Origin of the sequence: Enterobacter sp. CPE_E1241, assembly GCF_045618265.1 — a bacterium.
GTDB classification, from domain to species: Bacteria; Pseudomonadota; Gammaproteobacteria; order Enterobacterales; family Enterobacteriaceae; genus Enterobacter; species Enterobacter adelaidei.
This window is the reverse complement of record NZ_JBIWYV010000001.1, coordinates 3,255,346-3,273,839: the sequence shown is the minus strand read 5'-3', so window position 1 is coordinate 3,273,839 and position 18,494 is coordinate 3,255,346. Positions and strand designations below refer to the sequence as shown.

Annotated in this window: 16 protein-coding genes; 11 read left to right on the top strand and 5 right to left on the bottom strand. The window is 54.8% G+C overall.

What is annotated here, in order from left to right; genetic code table 11:
• Nucleotides 1–32: 32 nt before the first annotated feature.
• A complete protein-coding gene (gene yeiP / locus ACJ9Y9_RS16045; RefSeq protein ID WP_008500940.1) occupies nucleotides 33–605 on the bottom strand; it encodes an elongation factor P-like protein YeiP in 573 nt (190 codons plus the stop codon).
• 164 nt (nucleotides 606–769) lie between these two features.
• Between yeiP and ACJ9Y9_RS16040 the strand changes: the two genes are divergently transcribed.
• On the top strand, nucleotides 770–1,024 hold the full coding sequence (locus ACJ9Y9_RS16040) for a YkgJ family cysteine cluster protein (RefSeq protein ID WP_032666680.1): 255 nt from the start codon (nucleotides 770–772) through the stop codon (nucleotides 1,022–1,024).
• On the opposite strand, the gene setB is transcribed toward ACJ9Y9_RS16040, so the two are convergent.
• Complete coding sequence (gene setB / locus ACJ9Y9_RS16035) at nucleotides 1,021–2,202, bottom strand: sugar efflux transporter SetB (RefSeq protein ID WP_028016298.1); 1,182 nt, start codon at nucleotides 2,200–2,202, stop codon at nucleotides 1,021–1,023. The genes ACJ9Y9_RS16040 and setB overlap by 4 nt on opposite strands.
• A gap of 361 nt (nucleotides 2,203–2,563) precedes the next feature.
• On the opposite strand from setB, the gene fruB reads away from it, so the two are divergent.
• Genes fruB through fruA form a run of 3 tightly spaced genes read left to right on the top strand, consistent with a single transcriptional unit; the run spans nucleotide 2,564 to nucleotide 6,334 of the window.
• The gene (gene fruB, locus ACJ9Y9_RS16030; RefSeq protein WP_028016299.1) at nucleotides 2,564–3,694 is read left to right on the top strand and encodes a fused PTS fructose transporter subunit IIA/HPr protein; all 1,131 of its coding nucleotides are present in this window, start codon (nucleotides 2,564–2,566) and stop codon (nucleotides 3,692–3,694) included.
• Nucleotides 3,694–4,632, top strand: a complete 939-nt coding sequence (fruK, locus tag ACJ9Y9_RS16025; RefSeq protein ID WP_014170919.1) for a 1-phosphofructokinase — start codon at nucleotides 3,694–3,696, stop codon at nucleotides 4,630–4,632. Before fruB ends, fruK begins: the two co-directional genes overlap by 1 nt.
• A gap of 16 nt (nucleotides 4,633–4,648) precedes the next feature.
• On the top strand, nucleotides 4,649–6,334 hold the full coding sequence (fruA, locus tag ACJ9Y9_RS16020; protein WP_028016300.1) for a PTS fructose transporter subunit IIBC: 1,686 nt from the start codon (nucleotides 4,649–4,651) through the stop codon (nucleotides 6,332–6,334).
• A gap of 46 nt (nucleotides 6,335–6,380) precedes the next feature.
• On the opposite strand, the gene nfo is transcribed toward fruA, so the two are convergent.
• Together nfo and ACJ9Y9_RS16010 are read right to left on the bottom strand one after the other, a co-directional pair.
• On the bottom strand, nucleotides 6,381–7,238 hold the full coding sequence (gene nfo, locus ACJ9Y9_RS16015; protein WP_028016301.1) for a deoxyribonuclease IV: 858 nt from the start codon (nucleotides 7,236–7,238) through the stop codon (nucleotides 6,381–6,383).
• A 64-nt stretch (nucleotides 7,239–7,302) separates the two neighbouring features.
• Nucleotides 7,303–8,349 carry a YeiH family protein gene (locus ACJ9Y9_RS16010; RefSeq protein WP_028016302.1) on the bottom strand — a complete coding sequence of 349 codons (1,047 nt, stop codon included), beginning with the start codon at nucleotides 8,347–8,349 and terminating at the stop codon, nucleotides 7,303–7,305.
• A gap of 97 nt (nucleotides 8,350–8,446) precedes the next feature.
• Between ACJ9Y9_RS16010 and yieE the strand changes: the two genes are divergently transcribed.
• The 3 genes from yieE (at nucleotide 8,447) to cirA (ending at nucleotide 13,141) form a co-directional block, all read left to right on the top strand.
• Nucleotides 8,447–9,313, top strand: coding sequence for a DNA-binding transcriptional regulator YeiE (gene yieE, locus ACJ9Y9_RS16005; RefSeq protein ID WP_028016303.1), 867 nt, complete (start codon nucleotides 8,447–8,449; stop codon nucleotides 9,311–9,313).
• A gap of 164 nt (nucleotides 9,314–9,477) precedes the next feature.
• Nucleotides 9,478–10,947, top strand: a complete 1,470-nt coding sequence (locus tag ACJ9Y9_RS16000) for an amino acid permease (protein ID WP_028016304.1) — start codon at nucleotides 9,478–9,480, stop codon at nucleotides 10,945–10,947.
• Nucleotides 10,948–11,170: 223 nt separating this feature from the next.
• Nucleotides 11,171–13,141, top strand: a complete 1,971-nt coding sequence (cirA, locus tag ACJ9Y9_RS15995) for a catecholate siderophore receptor CirA (protein WP_028016305.1) — start codon at nucleotides 11,171–11,173, stop codon at nucleotides 13,139–13,141.
• A gap of 111 nt (nucleotides 13,142–13,252) precedes the next feature.
• On the opposite strand, the gene fghA is transcribed toward cirA, so the two are convergent.
• The gene (fghA, locus tag ACJ9Y9_RS15990; RefSeq protein WP_028016306.1) at nucleotides 13,253–14,080 is read right to left on the bottom strand and encodes an S-formylglutathione hydrolase; all 828 of its coding nucleotides are present in this window, start codon (nucleotides 14,078–14,080) and stop codon (nucleotides 13,253–13,255) included.
• A 139-nt stretch (nucleotides 14,081–14,219) separates the two neighbouring features.
• On the opposite strand from fghA, the gene ACJ9Y9_RS15985 reads away from it, so the two are divergent.
• From ACJ9Y9_RS15985 to galS, 4 genes are all read left to right on the top strand, one after another.
• Entirely contained in the window at nucleotides 14,220–15,368 is a 1,149-nt protein-coding gene (locus ACJ9Y9_RS15985; protein WP_028016307.1) for a YbfB/YjiJ family MFS transporter, read from the top strand.
• 102 nt (nucleotides 15,369–15,470) lie between these two features.
• Nucleotides 15,471–16,139, top strand: coding sequence for a GTP cyclohydrolase I FolE (gene folE / locus ACJ9Y9_RS15980; protein WP_028016308.1), 669 nt, complete (start codon nucleotides 15,471–15,473; stop codon nucleotides 16,137–16,139).
• Between the two features lie 19 nt (nucleotides 16,140–16,158).
• Nucleotides 16,159–17,316: a DUF418 domain-containing protein YeiB gene (gene yeiB / locus ACJ9Y9_RS15975; protein WP_028016309.1), complete on the top strand. Its 1,158-nt coding sequence runs from the start codon at nucleotides 16,159–16,161 to the stop codon at nucleotides 17,314–17,316.
• A gap of 155 nt (nucleotides 17,317–17,471) precedes the next feature.
• Nucleotides 17,472–18,494: an HTH-type transcriptional regulator GalS gene (galS, locus tag ACJ9Y9_RS15970; protein ID WP_028016310.1), complete on the top strand. Its 1,023-nt coding sequence runs from the start codon at nucleotides 17,472–17,474 to the stop codon at nucleotides 18,492–18,494.

The following is an 18,494-nucleotide window of genomic DNA, read 5'->3' as shown; positions in this document are numbered from 1 at the left end:
GAAAAACCCGGCGCAAAGCCGGGTTTTTTGTGTTAGTCAGCACGACCCATATAGCGTTTTTCTTCGATATGGATGCGAATTTTCTCGCCTGCAGACAGGTATTCTGGCACCTGCACAACCAGTCCGGTTGTCAGGGTTGCTGGTTTGTTACGGGCGCTTGCAGATGCGCCTTTGATACCCGGTGCCGTTTCAACGATTTCCAGATCGACGGTCTGAGGCAGTTCCAGCGCCAGCAGCACGCCATCCCAGGTCAGAACCTGCATGTCCGGCATACCGCCTTCAGGAATAAACAGCAGCTCTTCTTCAATCTGATCTTTGGTGAAGATATACGGGGTGTAATCTTCTTTATCCATGAACACGTATTCGTTGCCGTCGATATAGGAAAAATCGACATAGCGACGGGTCAGGGTCACGGTATCAACGATATCGTCACCTTTAAAACGTTCTTCAACTTTCAGACCGGTACGCACATCGGCGAAACGCATTTTGTACAGCGTCGCTGCACCACGGGCGCTAGGTGCCTGAATATCGATATCTTTCACAATCAGCAGTTTGCCGTTGTAATTCAGTACCATACCTTTCTTAATTTCGTTCGCTCTTGGCATTGCAGTAATCCTGTATACGGAAGGTAAAAAATATCGCGCCAAATTACTCGTGCGCGGCCTTTCAGGCAAGAGGAATTCGTGGCTTTTGCTATCAATACGCAAAAGGTGTTACTGTGCGCGCGATGCCCGGCTGCGCGGGCCTTCGTCAGCGAAAGAGAGCGTTTATGGATTGTCGTCCAGATTGCGGCGCGTGCTGTACCGCACCGTCCATTTCAAGCCCCATTCCAGGAATGCCAGAGGGCAAGCCTGCCAATACCCGCTGCGTTCAGCTCTCTGAAACTAACCTGTGTATGATCTTTGGTTCGCCCCTGCGCCCGAAGGTTTGCTCCGGACTTCAGCCAACAGCCGAAATGTGTGGCAGCACGCGAGCGCAGGCGATGACGTATCTGCTCGAGCTGGAATCGCTCACCGCGCCTTAAACGTCTTTAATCCTCGCCAGACAGCCAATCGTCAGCGTGCACATCACCAGCGCAATCCAGAACACCGTGTGATAGTTCCAGATTTCTGCGACGACCCCCGCCATTGAGCCTGCGATAATCCAGCCCACACGGGTGGTATTAGTATAAAGGGTGGTGGCCGAGCCTGCCTGGCCCGGCATCAGATCCTGGAAATAGAGCATGCCAATCCCGGCCAGAATGCCGATATAGATAGCGTTCAGCAGCTGTAAAGCCAGTAACAACCCCGGCGTATGTACCGTCAGCATACCGATATAGAAAAGCAGACCGGCGACGGCGGCGATACGCATCAGAAAACGCTTGCCGAAGCGCTTTGCGTAATATCCTGCGATGAGCATCGTCGGGATCTCAAGCCCGGCTGCTGTTCCCATCATGATACCTGCCAGCTTCTCTGGTAGATGCAGTTCATCAATAATAAACAGCGGCATATTGATGATATACAGGCTGTTAGTGCCCCACATCAGGGTGCAGATAACAAACAGAAGCAGGGCATCGCGGCGGTTGCGGCGCGGGGCTTCCAGCGTCCCCGTCGCCACTTTGGGCTCTTTGCGCATCGACGGCAGAAAGAACCACACCAGCGCGCCACATACCACAAATGCGACAGCCGCACTCAGGTACATCACCGTAAAACCAAACCCCATCGCCAGCGCGTAAGCCAGCGGGGGGCCGATCACCCATGCCAGCGACACCTGAGCACGCATTACCGAGCTGAACATCACCGCTTCACGCCCGGTATGGTCGGCGTGCTCGCGGGCAAGCGCGAACATCTGTGGGTTAGCCGTCGAACCAAAGCTGCTCAGAAATACCCCGATGAACAGCAAAATGAAATAGTTGCGGTTCCATGCAAACAGAACGCAGGCGAGCATCCCAAGCAGACAGCAAAAGACAATCAGGCTTTTACGATCGCCTTTTCTGTCGGATCGGCCCGCCAGAAACTGACTCACCAGAATGCCGATGATGGCGCTTCCGGTAAAAAAGAAACCCACCATGGCCGGACGAGCGTGAACCTCATTGGTCAGAAATAAGCTCAGCGTCGGCGTCTGTAACGCACCGGCAATACCCGTAAAAAAGGCAACAATCAGGAACGCCGCTGAAGTCAAATCAAAGGGCTTTGGCGAGGTGGCCGCGGGGGTGTTATGCATGTTTTATAATTAACGAGTGACAGAGAGAGGCGGAGTTTACGCTGGCACTCATTAAATAAACAGAGGGTGCGGTCAATGATGCCACGAAAAATCAAAATGGCATTTCAACTTATAGAAGGTTTGGCTGACCTTAGCTGAAACTGACTTGCTGAACTTCAGCAATATTCAGCTGAACGAAGAAGAAATGTGCTGTATCTCTAAATTCTGAGATCAGAAATACGAGTTTACTTGCAAGGCATTGCAGAAAGCGCAAGACTTTTTGAAACGTTTCAGCGCTATCTTGTTTAAGCAAACGGAGCAGGCTAGCGCATTTTTTCTCATTAAAGCTGAAACGATTCAATTTCAGCAGGAGTGGAGAACCATGTTCCAGTTATCTGTTCAGGATATCCACCCGGGCGCACAGGCCGGGGATAAAGAAGAGGCCATTCGCCAGGTTGCCGCTGCCCTTGTGCAGGCAGGTAACGTCGCGGACGGTTATGTAAATGGCATGCTGGCGCGTGAGCAGCAGACCTCAACCTTCCTCGGCAATGGCATTGCTATTCCGCACGGCACAACCGACACTCGCGACCAGGTGTTGAAAACCGGGGTGAAGGTTTATCAGTTCCCACAGGGCGTGCTCTGGGGTGAAGGTCAGGTGGCGTATGTGGCCATCGGTATCGCGGCCAGCAGCGACGAACACTTAGGCCTGCTGCGTCAGCTGACCCACGTACTGAGCGATGATTCCGTTGCTGAACAGCTGAAGTCAGCAACGACTGCTGAAGAGCTGCGCGCCTTGCTGATGGGCGAAAAACAGAGTGAAGCGCTGAAACTGGATAATGAAACGCTGACGCTGGATGTAGTTGCCTCCGATCTGGTGACACTCCAGGCGCTGAATGCCGGTCGCCTGAAAGAAGCCGGTGCGGCAGATGCCACATTTGTGACGCGCGTAATCAATGATAAGCCGTTGAATCTCGGTCAGGGTATCTGGCTGAACGACAGTGCTGAAGGCAACCTGCGTAGCGCTATCGCCGTGAGTCGTGCGGCAAATGCGTTTGACGTCGACGGCGAGCGTGCGGCCATGCTGCTGACCGTGGCGATGAACGATGAACAGCCGGTTTCCGTGCTGAAGCGCCTGGGCGATCTGCTGCTGAATAACAAAGCTGAAAAACTGCTGAACGCAGATGCGGCGACGGTGCTGGCTCTGCTGACCAGCGATGATGCGCTGACTGACGATGTTCTTAACGCTGAATTCGTGGTGCGTAACGAACACGGCCTGCATGCCCGTCCAGGTACCATGCTGGTAAATACCATTAAACAATTTGAAAGTGAGATCACCGTGGCCAACCTTGATGGCACAGGTAAACCGGCCAACGGCCGTAGTCTGATGAAAGTTGTCGCGCTGGGCGTGAAGAAAGGTCACCGTCTGCGTTTCACCGCACAGGGTGCGGATGCTGAACAGGCGCTGAAGGCGATTGGCGACGCCATCGCGGCAGGTCTGGGGGAGGGCGCATAATGAGCAGACGTGTTGCGACTATTACGCTGAACCCGGCTTATGACCTGGTGGGGTTTTGCCCGGAGATTGAGCGCGGCGAAGTAAACCTCGTGCGTACCACTGGCCTGCATGCTGCGGGTAAAGGGATTAACGTCGCGAAAGTGCTCAAGGACCTTGGTATTGATGTCACCGTGGGTGGATTCCTCGGTAAAGATAACCAGGATGGTTTCCAGCAGCTGTTCAGCGAGCTGGGCATTGCCAACCGTTTTCAGGTTGTTCAGGGCCGCACCCGTATCAACGTCAAGCTGACGGAGAAAGACGGCGAAGTGACCGATCTGAACTTCTCGGGTTTCGAAGTGACGCCGTCAGACTGGGAGCGTTTTGTTAACGATTCTCTGACCTGGCTTGGTCAGTTCGACATGGTGTGCGTCAGCGGTAGCCTGCCGTCCGGCGTCAGTCCGGAAGCGTTTACCGACTGGATGACGCGCCTGCGCAGCCAGTGTCCATGCATTATTTTTGACAGTAGCCGTGATGCACTGGTCGCGGGACTGAAAGCGTCACCGTGGCTGGTGAAGCCTAATCGCCGCGAACTGGAGATCTGGGCCGGTCGTAAGCTGCCAGAATTAAAAGATGTGATTGATGCTGCCCATGCACTGCGCGAGCAGGGTATCGCCCACGTAGTTATCTCTCTTGGTGCAGAAGGAGCGTTGTGGGTTAACGCTTCTGGCGAATGGATCGCCAAACCGCCGTCGGTCGATGTTGTCAGCACCGTCGGCGCAGGGGATTCCATGGTTGGCGGCCTGATTTATGGTCTGCTGATGCGTGAATCCAGTGAACATACTTTACGTCTTGCCACCGCCGTTGCTGCCCTGGCCGTAAGCCAGAGCAATGTCGGTATTACCGATCGTACCCAGTTAGCCGCGATGATGGCGCGCGTTGACTTAAAACCTTTTAACTAACAGCAGGAGAGGAATAATGAAAACGCTGCTGATCATTGACTCCGGTCTCGGACAGGCTCGCGCCTATATGGCGAAGACCTTGCTGGGAGCGGCGGCGAACAAAGCACATCTCGAGATGATTGATAACCCGGGCGATGCCGAACTGGTCATTGTTCTGGGCGATAAAATCCCGGCTGACAGTGCGCTGAATGGCAAAAATGTGTGGCTGGGCGATATTAATCGTGCGGTGGCACACCCGGAACTGTTCCTGAGCGAAGCGAAAGGTCACGCGTCTGTTTACAGCGCCCCTGTTGCTGCGGCACCGGTTGCGGCTTCTGGACCAAAACGCATTGTTGCGGTGACGGCCTGTCCTACAGGGGTAGCTCATACCTTTATGGCGGCTGAAGCCATTGAAACCGAAGCGAAAAAACGCGGCTGGTGGGTAAAAGTTGAAACGCGCGGCTCCGTGGGTGCCGGCAATGCCATCACCCCAGAAGAAGTGGCTGAGGCCGATCTGGTGATTGTGGCGGCAGACATCGAAGTGGATCTGGCGAAATTTGCCGGTAAGCCGATGTACCGCACTTCGACAGGTCTGGCACTGAAAAAGACCGCTCAGGAGTTTGATAAAGCGCTGGTTGAAGCGAAGCCGTATCAGGCAACGGGCACCAGTCAAAGTGCGACTGAAGGTAAGAAAGAGTCAGCAGGCGCTTATCGCCACCTGCTGACCGGTGTTTCTTACATGCTGCCGATGGTGGTTGCGGGTGGTCTGTGTATCGCGCTGTCATTCGCGTTTGGTATCACCGCATTTAAAGAGCAGGGGACGCTGGCAGCAGCATTAATGCAGATTGGTGGGGGTTCTGCGTTCGCGCTGATGGTGCCTGTGCTGGCGGGCTTTATCGCCTTCTCCATTGCTGACCGTCCGGGTCTGACGCCAGGTCTTATCGGCGGTATGTTGGCGGTGAGCACGGGCTCTGGTTTTATCGGCGGTATCATTGCCGGTTTCCTGGCCGGTTACGTCGCGAAGCTGATCAGCTCGAAGCTCAAGCTGCCACAGAGTATGGAAGCGCTGAAACCGATTCTGATCATCCCGCTGATTTCCAGCCTGGTGGTCGGTCTGGCGATGATTTACCTGATTGGTAAACCGGTTGCGGGTATTCTGGCGGGTCTGACCCACTGGCTGCAAACCATGGGTACCGCCAATGCGGTTCTGCTGGGTGCAATCCTCGGTGGCATGATGTGTACCGACATGGGTGGCCCAGTGAACAAAGCGGCCTACGCCTTTGGTGTTGGCCTGTTGAGTACCCAGACCTACGCGCCAATGGCAGCCATCATGGCGGCAGGTATGGTGCCTCCTCTGGCTCTCGGTCTGGCGACGATTGTTGCCCGCCGTAAGTTTGACAAAGCGCAGCAGGAAGGCGGCAAGGCGGCACTGGTCCTGGGTCTGTGCTTCATCACCGAAGGGGCGATTCCGTTCGCGGCGCGCGACCCAATGCGTGTATTACCGTGCTGTATCGTGGGTGGTGCTGTGACAGGTGCAATCTCGATGGCGATTGGCGCGAAACTGATGGCTCCACACGGTGGTCTGTTTGTTCTGCTGATCCCAGGCGCTATCACCCCGGTTCTGGGGTACCTGATGGCGATTGTTGCCGGTACGCTGGTGGCGGGTCTGTCTTACGCCGTGCTGAAACGTCCGGAAGCGGAAGTGGTCGCGAAAGCAGCCTAAGTAGTAAACAACAAAAAAGCCGGGTGCAAATGCAACCCGGCTTTTTTTATGCCATTTGTTCAGCGGTCTGCTGCGCCTTCAACCAGGCAATCTCTTCTGCCCAGATATCGGGGTTGATGGTTTCAAGCACCATCGGAATGCCGTCGAAGCGGGCGTCCTGCATGATAAAGCGAAACGCATCATGACCAATATTGCCTTCGCCAAGGCTGTGGTGGCGGTCAACGCGGCTGCCAAAAGCGCTTTTCGCATCGTTTAAGTGCATTCCGCGCAGGTACTTAAAGCCAACTATGCGCTCGAACTCATCAAACGTGTTTTTCGTTGCCTCGGTTGTGCGCAGATCGTAGCCGGCCGCAAAGGCATGGCAGGTATCAATACACACGCCGACACGGTTTTTGTCCTCAACGCCGTCGATAATCGCCGCCAGATGTTCGAACTTAAAGCCGAGGTTGCTACCCTGACCGGCAGTGTTCTCAATCACCGCAGTGACACCTTTGGTTTTATCCAGCGTGATGTTAATGGATTCGGCAATGCGCGCCAGACAGGCATCTTCATCAATTTGCATCAGATGACTCCCTGGGTGGAAGTTCAGCAGCGTCAGTCCAAGCTGTTCGCAGCGCTGGACTTCATCAAGAAACGCCTCGCGGGATTTTTCCAGTGCCTCTTCAACCGGATGGCCGAGGTTGATCAGGTAGCTGTCGTGGGGAAGGATTTGACCCGGCCCGTAATGATACTTCTCGCAGGCGGCTTTAAAATCATCAATCACGTCTGCAGTGAGCGGTGCAGCGCGCCACTGGCGCTGATTTTTGGTGAACAGGGCGAAAGCGGTCGCCTCGATTTCGGCAGCGCGAATGGCGGCATTCGCAAGGCCACCGGCAGCGCTAACGTGCGCTCCAACATATTTCATAAAGGGACTCCTGTTAACCCGAAATGCTTATGATAGCGGGTTAACAGGAGAAGGATGTAGTGGTTTATGCCATCAGGCTATGGACCACAAGGTTAATCGCACCCCCGCCGACTATCAGCCAGACAAAGAGTACCAGCGCCATCAGCAGCGGTTTTGCACCGGCCTTTTTCAGCGCGCTGACGTGAGTCGTTACACCCAATGCCGCCATCGCCATCGCCAACAGAACGGTATCCAGCGTCACCAGCATATCCACTACCGCTTTGGGCAGGAGGTGGAAGGAGTTAAAAATTGCCACCACGATGAACAGGATCGCAAACCACGGAATGGTAATTTTGCTTTTCTGATTACTGCCCGCTGGAGCCAGCTGTTTTACCCGTGCTGCCAGGAAAATCAGGAAGGGCGCCAGCATCATCACGCGCAGCATTTTGGCAATTACCGCCGCGTTTTCTGCATCCGGGCTAATGGCGTGACCCGCTGCCACCACCTGCGCGACTTCATGCACGGTCGAGCCGATATAGATGCCATAGGTTTCCGGGCTAAACCAGTGGGCCACCAGTGGATACATAGCCGGATAGAGGAAAATCGCCAGCGTACCGAAAATCACCACCGTCGCCACTGCAACTGTCACTTTACTGGATTCAGCTTTAGCGACAGGCTCTGTTGCCAGCACCGCTGCTGCACCACAAATACTGCTCCCTGCACCGATTAACCAGCTGGTTTGCTTATCCAGACCAAAGACTTTCTGACCAATAAAACAGGCCAGTAAAAAGGTGCTGGTCAGGGTCAGGGCATCGATAGCAATCCCGCTGACGCCGACATCGGCGATCTGCGAAAAGGTAAGACGAAAACCGTAAAGAATAATCCCGAGGCGCAGCAGGTGCTGTTTGGCAAAAATCACGCCGCCATCGCAGGATTTCCAGATGCGTGGGTAAACGGTATTTCCCACGACCATACCGAGCAATATCGCCAGTGTTAAGGCGCTAAAACCTGCTCCAGCGATGGCTGGAATACTGCCGCCCCATAACGCGATGCCGGTTACCACTGCGCTGAGCGCAAGACCCGGCACGAAGTGCCACAATGTACGATGATGCTGTAAGGTGAGTTCTGACATAACCTTCTCCTTTGTCTGGCTAAAGACTACGTCGCTCTGGTTTAAAAATAAAATTGATTATATACTTATAATTAATCTATATAAGTGGTAAGCAACCATGCACATTACATTGCGTCAGCTGGAAGTTTTCGCCGAAGTGCTGAAGAGTGGGTCGACGACGCAGGCCTCGCAGATGCTGGCTCTCTCTCAATCTGCGGTCAGCGCGGCGTTGACCGATCTCGAAGGACAGCTAGGCGTTCAGCTTTTCGACAGGGTAGGGAAGCGCTTAGTCGTCAACGAACATGGTCGTCTGCTCTACCCGCGTGCTTTGGCATTGCTTGAACAGGCTACCGAAATCGAACAGCTGTTCCGTGAAGACAACGGTGCGATCCGCGTGTTTGCCAGTAGTACGATTGGGAACTACATCCTTCCGGAAGTGATTGCCCGCTACCGCCGGGATTTTCCGACCCTGCCGCTGGAGATGAGTGTTGGCAATAGCCAGGATGTCATCAACGCAGTGATCGATTTTCGTGTGGATATCGGTCTTATCGAAGGACCCTGCCACAACGTCGATATCATTGCTGAACCCTGGCTGGAAGATGAACTGGTGGTGTTCGCTTCTCCGGCCTCGCCTTTGCTACAGGGCGAAGTCACGCTGGAAAGACTGGCACAGGCGCAGTGGATACTGCGTGAACAGGGCTCTGGCACGCGTGAAATTGTCGATTATCTGCTGCTTTCCCATCTGCCGCATTTCCAGTTAGGGATGGAGCTGGGGAACTCCGAGGCGATTAAACATGCAGTACGTCATGGTTTAGGTATTAGCTGCCTTTCCCGGCGGGTCATTGCCGAGCAGCTTGAGACGGGCTCGCTGGTCGAAGTCCCCGTTCCACTGCCGAAACTGGTGCGCACGCTCTGGTGTATCCATCATCGGCAGAAGCATCTTTCCAGCTCTTTGCAGCGTTTTCTGCGCTACTGCGAGATGTAATCGTCCCCTCACCCCAATGGAGATAGGGGAAAGACCCGATTTCTGCTTTGCTTATAATCCTGGCCGAGTCATGAAGCTCTCTTATAACTGCCTATTTCTGCCGGAAGGAACGCGGATCGTCTGCTACAATCGCGCCTCATTTATTAAATGGACAGCATTTTCACATGGTTTCAGAAATTAAAACCACAGAAGCGCCCACGCTACGTCGTGAACTGAAGGCGCGTCACCTGACGATGATCGCTATCGGCGGTTCCATCGGTACAGGTCTTTTCGTTGCGTCTGGCGCAACAATTTCGGCAGCAGGCCCGGGTGGGGCACTTTTCTCTTATATCCTGATTGGCCTGATGGTTTACTTCCTGATGACCAGTCTGGGCGAACTGGCCGCGTACATGCCGGTATCCGGTTCGTTTTCGACCTATGGTCAACAATACGTTGAAGAAGGCTTTGGCTTCGCGCTGGGCTGGAACTATTGGTACAACTGGGCCGTTACGATTGCCGTTGACCTGGTTGCTGCACAGCTGGTGATGAACTGGTGGTTCCCGGATACGCCGGGCTGGATCTGGAGTGCTCTGTTCCTGGCCGTCATCTTCCTGCTGAACTACATCTCTGTTCGTGGTTTTGGCGAAGCGGAATACTGGTTCTCTTTGATCAAAGTGGCAACCGTCATCATCTTTATCGTCGTCGGTGTGGCGATGATCGTTGGTATTTTCAAAGGCGCAGAACCGGCCGGGTGGAGTAACTGGACGATAGGCGATGCACCGTTTGCCGGTGGGTTCTCGGCTATGATCGGCGTGGCAATGATCGTCGGCTTCTCCTTCCAGGGTACTGAGTTGATTGGTATCGCTGCGGGTGAATCAGAGAACCCGGAGAAAAATATTCCGCGTGCAGTCCGTCAGGTCTTCTGGCGTATCCTGCTGTTCTATGTGTTCGCGATCCTGATTATCAGCCTGATCATTCCGTATACCGATCCGAGCCTGCTGCGTAATGATGTGAAAGACATCAGCGTCAGCCCGTTCACGCTGGTCTTCCAGCATGCCGGTCTGCTTTCTGCAGCGGCAGTGATGAATGCCGTAATCCTGACTGCAGTACTTTCAGCCGGTAACTCCGGTATGTACGCATCGACTCGTATGCTCTATACCCTGGCATGTGACGGTAAAGCCCCGCGTATTTTCTCAAAATTGTCCCGTGGCGGTGTTCCTCGTAACGCCCTGTATGCCACAACGGTGATTGCCGGTCTGTGCTTCCTGACCTCTATGTTTGGCAACCAGACGGTATATCTGTGGCTGCTTAACACCTCAGGGATGACGGGCTTTATCGCCTGGCTTGGGATTGCCATTAGCCACTACCGTTTCCGCCGTGGTTACGTCAAGCAGGGGCACGATATTAACGACCTGCCGTATCGCTCAGGGTTTTTCCCGCTGGGTCCCATTTTCGCCTTCATTCTGTGCCTGATTATTACCCTGGGACAGAACTATGAAGCGTTCCTGGCGGACACCATTGACTGGGGCGCCGTTACGGCAACCTACATTGGTATTCCGCTGTTCCTGGTAATCTGGTTTGGCTACAAACTGACGAAAGGAACACACTTCGTTCGCTACAGTGAAATGGAATTCCCGGAACGATTTAAAAAATAACCGCAAATCCTCTCTTTCAGCCCGCTCATTCGAGCGGGCTTTTTATTCCCGCACGTTGAAACAAAGATATATTTCTTAACAATTTAATTGATAATAATTATCGTTTGCTTTATCGTTATCAAAAATAAGCGTGTCACCGACCCACCGCAGATGTGGGCGGCATGGAAGACGCTGTGAGCAATGATGATTTGATTTAGTTGTATTTACCTCATGGAGATATGGAATGTTTAGGTTGAATCCCTTCGTCAGGGGAGGACTTTGTGCGTCCGCAATGTCCCTGGCCCTGCCTGGTATCGCAGCGGAATCCGGCGACACAATGGTTGTAACCGCATCCGCGACCGAGCAAAACCTGAAAGACGCACCAGCAAGCATCAGCGTGATTACCCAGGAAGATTTGCAGCGCAAACCCGTTCAGAATCTGAAAGATGTATTACGGGAGGTGCCGGGCGTTCAGCTCACGAGCGAAGGGGACAACCGTAAAGGGGTAAGTATTCGCGGACTGGACAGCAGCTACACGTTGATCCTGATCGACGGCAAGCGCGTCAACTCCCGCAACGCCGTATTCCGTCATAATGATTTCGATCTCAACTGGGTGCCGGTTGACGCCATCGAACGCATCGAGGTGGTGCGCGGACCGATGTCTTCTCTTTATGGCTCCGATGCGCTGGGCGGCGTGGTGAACATTATCACCAAAAAAATCGGGCAGAAATGGACGGGCACTCTGAGCGCCGATTCAACGATTCAGGAACATCGCGATCGTGGAGACACGTATAACGGACAGTTCTATACCAGTGGTCCGCTGGTGGACGGCCTACTGGGCCTGAAAGCCTACGGTAGCCTCGCGAAGCGTGAGAAAGACGGTCAGCAGAAATCCTCTACCACGGCGAGCGGTGAAACACCGCGCATTGAGGGCTTTACCAGCCGCGATGCCAATGTGGAATTCGCCTGGACACCGTCTGAAAATCACGATTTTACGGCGGGCTACGGTTTCGACCGTCAGGATCGTGACTCAGATTCCCTCGACAAAAACCGCCTTGAGCGTCAGAACTACTCCCTGAGCCACAATGGTCGTTGGGGGGTCGGCAGCAGCGAGCTGAAGGTTTACGGCGAGAGGGTGGATAACAAAAACCCGGGCAACAGCAATCCGATCACCTCCGAGAGCAACGCGGTGGACGGGAAATATGTGCTGCCTCTTGGCGAAATTAACCAGCTACTGACCTTCGGTGGCGAGTGGCGTCACGATAAGCTGAAAGATCCGGTCAACCTGACGGGGGGCTCCAGCAGCAGTACGTCAGCAAGCCAGTATGCCCTGTTCCTTGAAGATGAGTGGCGTCTCTTTGAACCCCTGGCGCTGACCACCGGCATCCGTATGGACGACCATGACACCTACGGTGACCACTGGAGCCCGCGTGCATACCTGGTCTACAACGCGACCGATACCGTAACGGTGAAAGGGGGCTGGGCAACAGCGTTTAAAGCGCCGTCGCTGCTGCAGCTCAGCCCGGACTGGGTCACCGGCTCGTGCCGCGGTGCCTGTGAGATTGTCGGTAACCCGGATCTGAAACCTGAAACCAGCGAGAGCTTCGAATTCGGTCTTTACTACAGCGGGGAAGAGGGCTGGTTAGAGGGCGTACAGGCTAGCGTCACCACCTTCCAGAATAATGTGGATGACCGCATCAGTATCAGCCGTACAGCCAATGTTAAACAGGCGCAGAGCTACCCTAACTACGTTGGTCTGAATGCGGACGGTGAGCCTATTTTCCGTTATTACAACGTCAACAAGGCGCGCATCCGTGGGGTGGAGACCGAGCTGAAATTCCCGCTGGCGGAAGACTGGAAAGTGACGCTGAACTACACCTATAACGATGGTCGTGACATCAGCAATGGCGGCAACAAACCGCTGTCCGATCTGCCGTTCCACACTGCCAACGGAACCGTTGACTGGAAAGCGACCCAGGACTGGTCGTTCTATGTTCAGGGTAACTACACCGGTGAGAAGCGCGCGCTGACCAGCAGTGCACCAACGCCGGGTGGCTATGTCATCTGGAATACAGGTGCGGCGTGGCAGGCCACGAAAAGCGTGAAGCTGCGCGCGGGTGTACAGAACTTGCTGGATAAAGACCTGAGCCGTGACGATTACAGCTACACGGAAGATGGCCGTCGCTACTTTGTCGGTGTGGATTATAAGTTCTGATAAAGCCAGGGTAAAAGCGAAACGGCAACGTAAGTTGCCGTTTTTAGTGTTTGTTCCCTCTCCCACCGGGAGAGGGCCAGGGTGAGGGTATCAGAGCGCACGCAGCCGCACTTACCCAAACAAGTGCTCCGCATGGAAGCGGAGATGATCCTCAATAAAGGATGCGATGAAGTAATAACTGTGGTCATATCCCGGCTGAATGCGTAGCGTCAGCGGCCAGTCCTTCTGGCGTGCGGCTTCTGCCAGTACCGCAGGCTGCAGCTGGCCGGCGAGGAACTGATCGGCATCACCCTGATCGATAAGCGTTGGAATTGCGTCTTCGGGCTTGCTGGCCAGCATCAGTGCGCAGCTATCCCACGCCTGCCACTTTTTCGCATCATCACCCAGATAATTTGCGAAGGCTTTCTGGCCCCACGGCACCTGAGTCGGGTTCACAATTGGTGCGAATGCCGACACACTGACGTATTTCCCCGGGTTTTTCAGCGCCATTATCAGCGCTCCGTGTCCACCCATGGAATGTCCGCTGATGGCGCAACGGTTGCTTACGGCAAACTCAGCCTGAATCAGCGCGGGCAGCTCGTCACGAACGTAATCATACATGCGGTAATGGTTTGCCCAGGGTTGTTCAGTCGCGTTCAGATAGAATCCGGCACCTTTACCCAGGTCGTATCCTGCATCGTCAGCCACATCATCCCCACGCGGGCTGGTATCAGGCATCACCAGCGCAATACCTAGCTCAGCTGCAATGCGTTGTGCACCTGCTTTAGTGGTGAAGTTTTCGTCGTTGCAGGTCAGGCCAGAAAGCCAGAACAAAACCGGCGGATTTTCCGTCGGCGGCAGGAAAATGCTGAACGTCATGGCACAGTTCAGGACGCTGGAGTCGTGCCGCCAGCGCTGCTGTCGACCTTCAAAACAACGGTGCTCTTCGAGCAGTTCCATGCAAGGCTCCTTAATGAGAATGCGTATTCATAAAAAACCATAATACAGCCTTTTCATTGACCTGTGAGTAACTTTCACTTTCGTCAGGCGACAAGATGCTGCATCATAAATTTACTTTTTTTTAACAATTGGAGCGGTCATGGCGCTGCGTATTGCGCTCAGTGGGTTTGTCGTTCTGGTGGTGGCGATGGGGATAGGGCGTTTTGCTTTTACACCTCAGGTACCATTGATGATTGCCGCCGGGCAGCTCACGCTAACCAGTGCGGGCCTGGTGGCGGCGATGAATTATCTGGGCTATCTGGTGGGCGCATGGGATGCAATGCGTGCGCATCGCTTCGTTGAAACACGCCTTTGGCTTGGTATCACCGGTGCGGTTGCGTTGACGCTGCTCTCCGCCGCGGCGGATAACGCCATCGTGCACGGACTGCTGCGCTTTGTGATTGGCTGCATGAGCGGCTGGTCTATGGTGCTGATTGCGGCGTGGACAAATGAACGTCTGGGGCAGTTGGGCAAACCGGGCCTGAGTGCTGCCGTGTTTGCCGGCCCAGGCGCGGGTATTGCCCTGAGCGGGCTGCTCGCTGTCTATATCCAGGCGAAATCCCTGTCGGCCGGGGCAGCATGGCAAATCTACGGCGTGCTGGCGCTGGTGCTGATTGCCCTGGTGGCGCGCTACCTGCCGCGATCCGGGCAGCTCCATCGACCAAGTACCGCGCCAGAGCCGCTGGTGCTGACGGCGGATTTAAAGCGCCTGGTCTGGAGCTACAGTCTGGCCGGGTTTGGCTATATTCTTCCGGCAACCTTTTTATCGCAAATGGCGGCAGTGCGTTTTCCTGGCAGCCTGTTTGCCCAGTTTGTCTGGCCGATTTTTGGTATCGCTGCCGTGGTGGGCATTGCGCTTAGCATTCTTTTACGCCACACCTCAACGGCGAACCGCAGGCTGGCTATTGTGCTGTGGTTGCAGGGCGCAGGTGTGCTGGCGGCCTGGCTGCTGCCGGGGATTGGCGGGTTGCTGACGGGGGGACTGCTGGTCGGCGGCGGCTTTTTGTGTGCCGTGCAGCTCTCTCTTTTATACGGTCGCGAGCTGGCACCAAACCACACGCGTTATATGGCCGGCCTGCTCACCACCGGGTATGCCATTGGCCAGTTGATTGGTCCGATGACCTCAGCGTTATCGACCTGGCTTACCCATCGACTGGAGCCTGCGCTGGGGTTGGCGGGTATCGCGTTGTTTGTTGGTGGTGCTCTGGTCTGGAACCGTCACGCTGAAAGGCAACAGCAATTGCAATAATTATCGTCGTGAATACTGGATTATGTGCGCGGCCTCACGCACAATGAGCGCATACTTTTGCCACAACGAGGGCAAAAGACGCCACACCTGCAGGAGAACAAAATGTCATCACTCAGTAAAGAAGCTGCCCTGGTCCACGAAGCCCTGGTTGCGCGCGGTCTTGAAACGCCGCTGCGTCCACCCGTTCAGGAATTGGACAATGAAACCCGCAAGCGTCTGATTGCCGGTCATATGACCGAGATCATGGAGCTGCTGAATCTCGATCTGAGCGACGACAGCCTGATGGAGACGCCGCACCGTATTGCAAAAATGTACGTCGACGAAATTTTCTCAGGTCTGGATTACGCCAACTTCCCGAAAATCACCGTCATCGAAAATAAAATGAAAGTGGATGAGATGGTAACGGTACGTGACATCACGCTGACCAGCACCTGTGAACACCACTTCGTGACTATCGACGGTAAAGCAACCGTGGCGTATATCCCAAAAGATACGGTGATTGGCCTGTCGAAGATTAACCGCATCGTGCAATTCTTTGCTCAGCGTCCACAGGTACAGGAGCGTCTGACGCAGCAGATCCTGACCGCGCTGCAAACGCTGCTGGGCACCAATAACGTAGCTGTCTCTATCGACGCGGTTCACTATTGCGTGAAAGCACGCGGCGTGCGTGATGCCACCAGTGCGACCACCACCACGTCGCTGGGCGGTCTGTTTAAATCGAGCCAGAACACCCGCCAGGAGTTCCTGCGCGCAGTGCGTCACCACAACTAAGTCTTACAGGGCAGGGACCATGGAGCGAAACGTCACGCTCGATTTTGTTCGCGGCGTCGCCATTCTCGGTATCCTGCTGCTTAATATCAGCGCCTTCGGTCTGCCGAAGGCGGCTTATCTCAACCCAGCCTGGTATGGCGACATCACGCGCAGCGATGCCTGGACGTGGGCAATCCTCGATCTCTTTGCACAGGTTAAATTCCTCACCCTGTTTGCCCTGCTGTTTGGCGCTGGTCTGCAACTGCTTCTTAAACGCGGTACGCGCTGGATCCAGTCGCGCCTGACGCTGCTGGTTCTCCTCGGCTTTATCCACGGCCTGTTCTTCTGGGACGGCGATATTCTTCTTGCGTATGGGTTAGTCGGGCTCATTTGCTGGCGTCTGATTCGCGATGCGCGCAGCGTAAAAAGCCTGTTTAACACCGGCGTGATGCTCTATGTCATGGGGCTTGGGGTACTTTTACTCCTGGGGATGATCTCTGGCGAAGCGACAAACCGTTCCTGGATCCCGGATGCCGCTAACCTCCAGTACGAGCAATACTGGAAGCTGAAAGGTGGCACGGAGGCGATAAGCAACCGTGCGGATATGTTGGGTGATAATCTCCTTGCGCTAGGGGCGCAATATGGCTGGCAGCTGGCGGGTATGATGCTGATGGGCGCGTCACTGATGCGCACTGGCTGGCTGAAAGGCGAATTTAGCCTGCGCCACTATCGCCGCACGGGCACCGGGCTGGTCCTGCTCGGCGTGCTGATTAACCTCCCGGCGGTGATTGCGCAGTGGCACTTACACTGGGATTACCGCTGGTGTGCGTTCCTCCTTCAGGTGCCGCGCGAACTGAGCGCACCGTTCCAGACCATCGGTTATGCGGCGCTGATCTATGGTTTCTGGCCAACGCTTTCCCGCCTGTGGATCGTCAGCGCCATCGCCTGCGTGGGCCGCATGGCGTTAAGCAATTACATTCTGCAGACCCTGATATGCACCACGCTTTTCTATCGATTTGGCCTGTTTATGAAATTCGACCGCCTGGCGCTGCTGGCGTTTGTTATTCCGGTCTGGGTGGCTAACGTGGCGTTTTCTGTTATCTGGCTACGTTATTTCCGCCAGGGACCGCTGGAGTGGATGTGGCGTCAGTTAACCGCACTTGCTTCAGGGGTATCATTAAGAAATACATCCAGATAACGATCTGGATCACAATCATTAACAAAACGGATGTAAGCGTTTTCATCTGTGTGAGCTTCTTCACGTAGTCCCCTTTCTCTCGCTGCCAGAATAGCCACCTTGCTAAACACAGGGGGTGTCTGTGAGTTGCTGCAATCCTTTGAAGGATGGTGAATATGATCACCATTCGTGACGTCGCCCGCCAGGCGGGTGTTTCTGTGGCTACCGTCTCACGCGTGCTGAATAACAGCGCGCTGGTCAGCCCTGAAACCCGTGAAACCGTAATGAAAGCCGTGACCCAGCTCGGGTATCGGCCAAATGCCAATGCCCAGGCGCTTGCGACGCAGGTCAGCGACACCATCGGCGTGGTGGTAATGGATGTTTCGGATGCCTTTTTCGGCGCACTGGTGAAAGCGGTCGATATGGTCGCCCAGCAGCATCAGAAATATGTCCTGATCGGCAATAGCTACCATGAGGCGGAAAAAGAACGTCATGCCATTGAAGTGTTGATCCGCCAGCGCTGTAACGCCTTGATTGTCCATTCAAAAGCCTTGAGCGATGAAGAGCTAACCGGATTGATGGAGCAGATCCCGGGTATGGTGCTGATCAACCGCATCGTCCCCGGCTATGCCCACCGCTGCGTCGGGCTGGATAACGTCAGCGGCGCCATGATGGCCACGAAAATGCTCATCAACAACGGACATCAGCGGGTCGGTTATCTGGCCTCCAGCCATCATATTGAAGATGACGATCTGCGGCGCGAGGGGTGGCAAAACGCCCTGAAAGAGCACGGCATTACGCCATCCGAGAGCTGGGTGGGAACCGGCACGCCGGACATGCAGGGCGGTGAAGCGGCGATGGTGGAGCTACTGGGCCGTAATTTGCAGCTGTCTGCGGTGTTTGCCTATAACGACAGCATGGCGGCAGGTGCCCTGACGGCACTTAAAGATAACGGCATTGCGGTGCCACAGCATTTATCACTCATTGGTTTTGATGATATTCCAATTGCTCGTTACACCGACCCGCAGCTGACAACGGTGCGCTACCCCATTGCCTCTATGGCGAAACTGGCGACTGAGCTGGCGTTACAAGGGGCGGCAGGGCTGCTGGATCAAGGGGCAACCCACTGTTTTATGCCGACTTTAGTTCGCCGTCATTCTGTCGCCGCTCGGCAAATTGTGGTTCCGATCACTAACTGA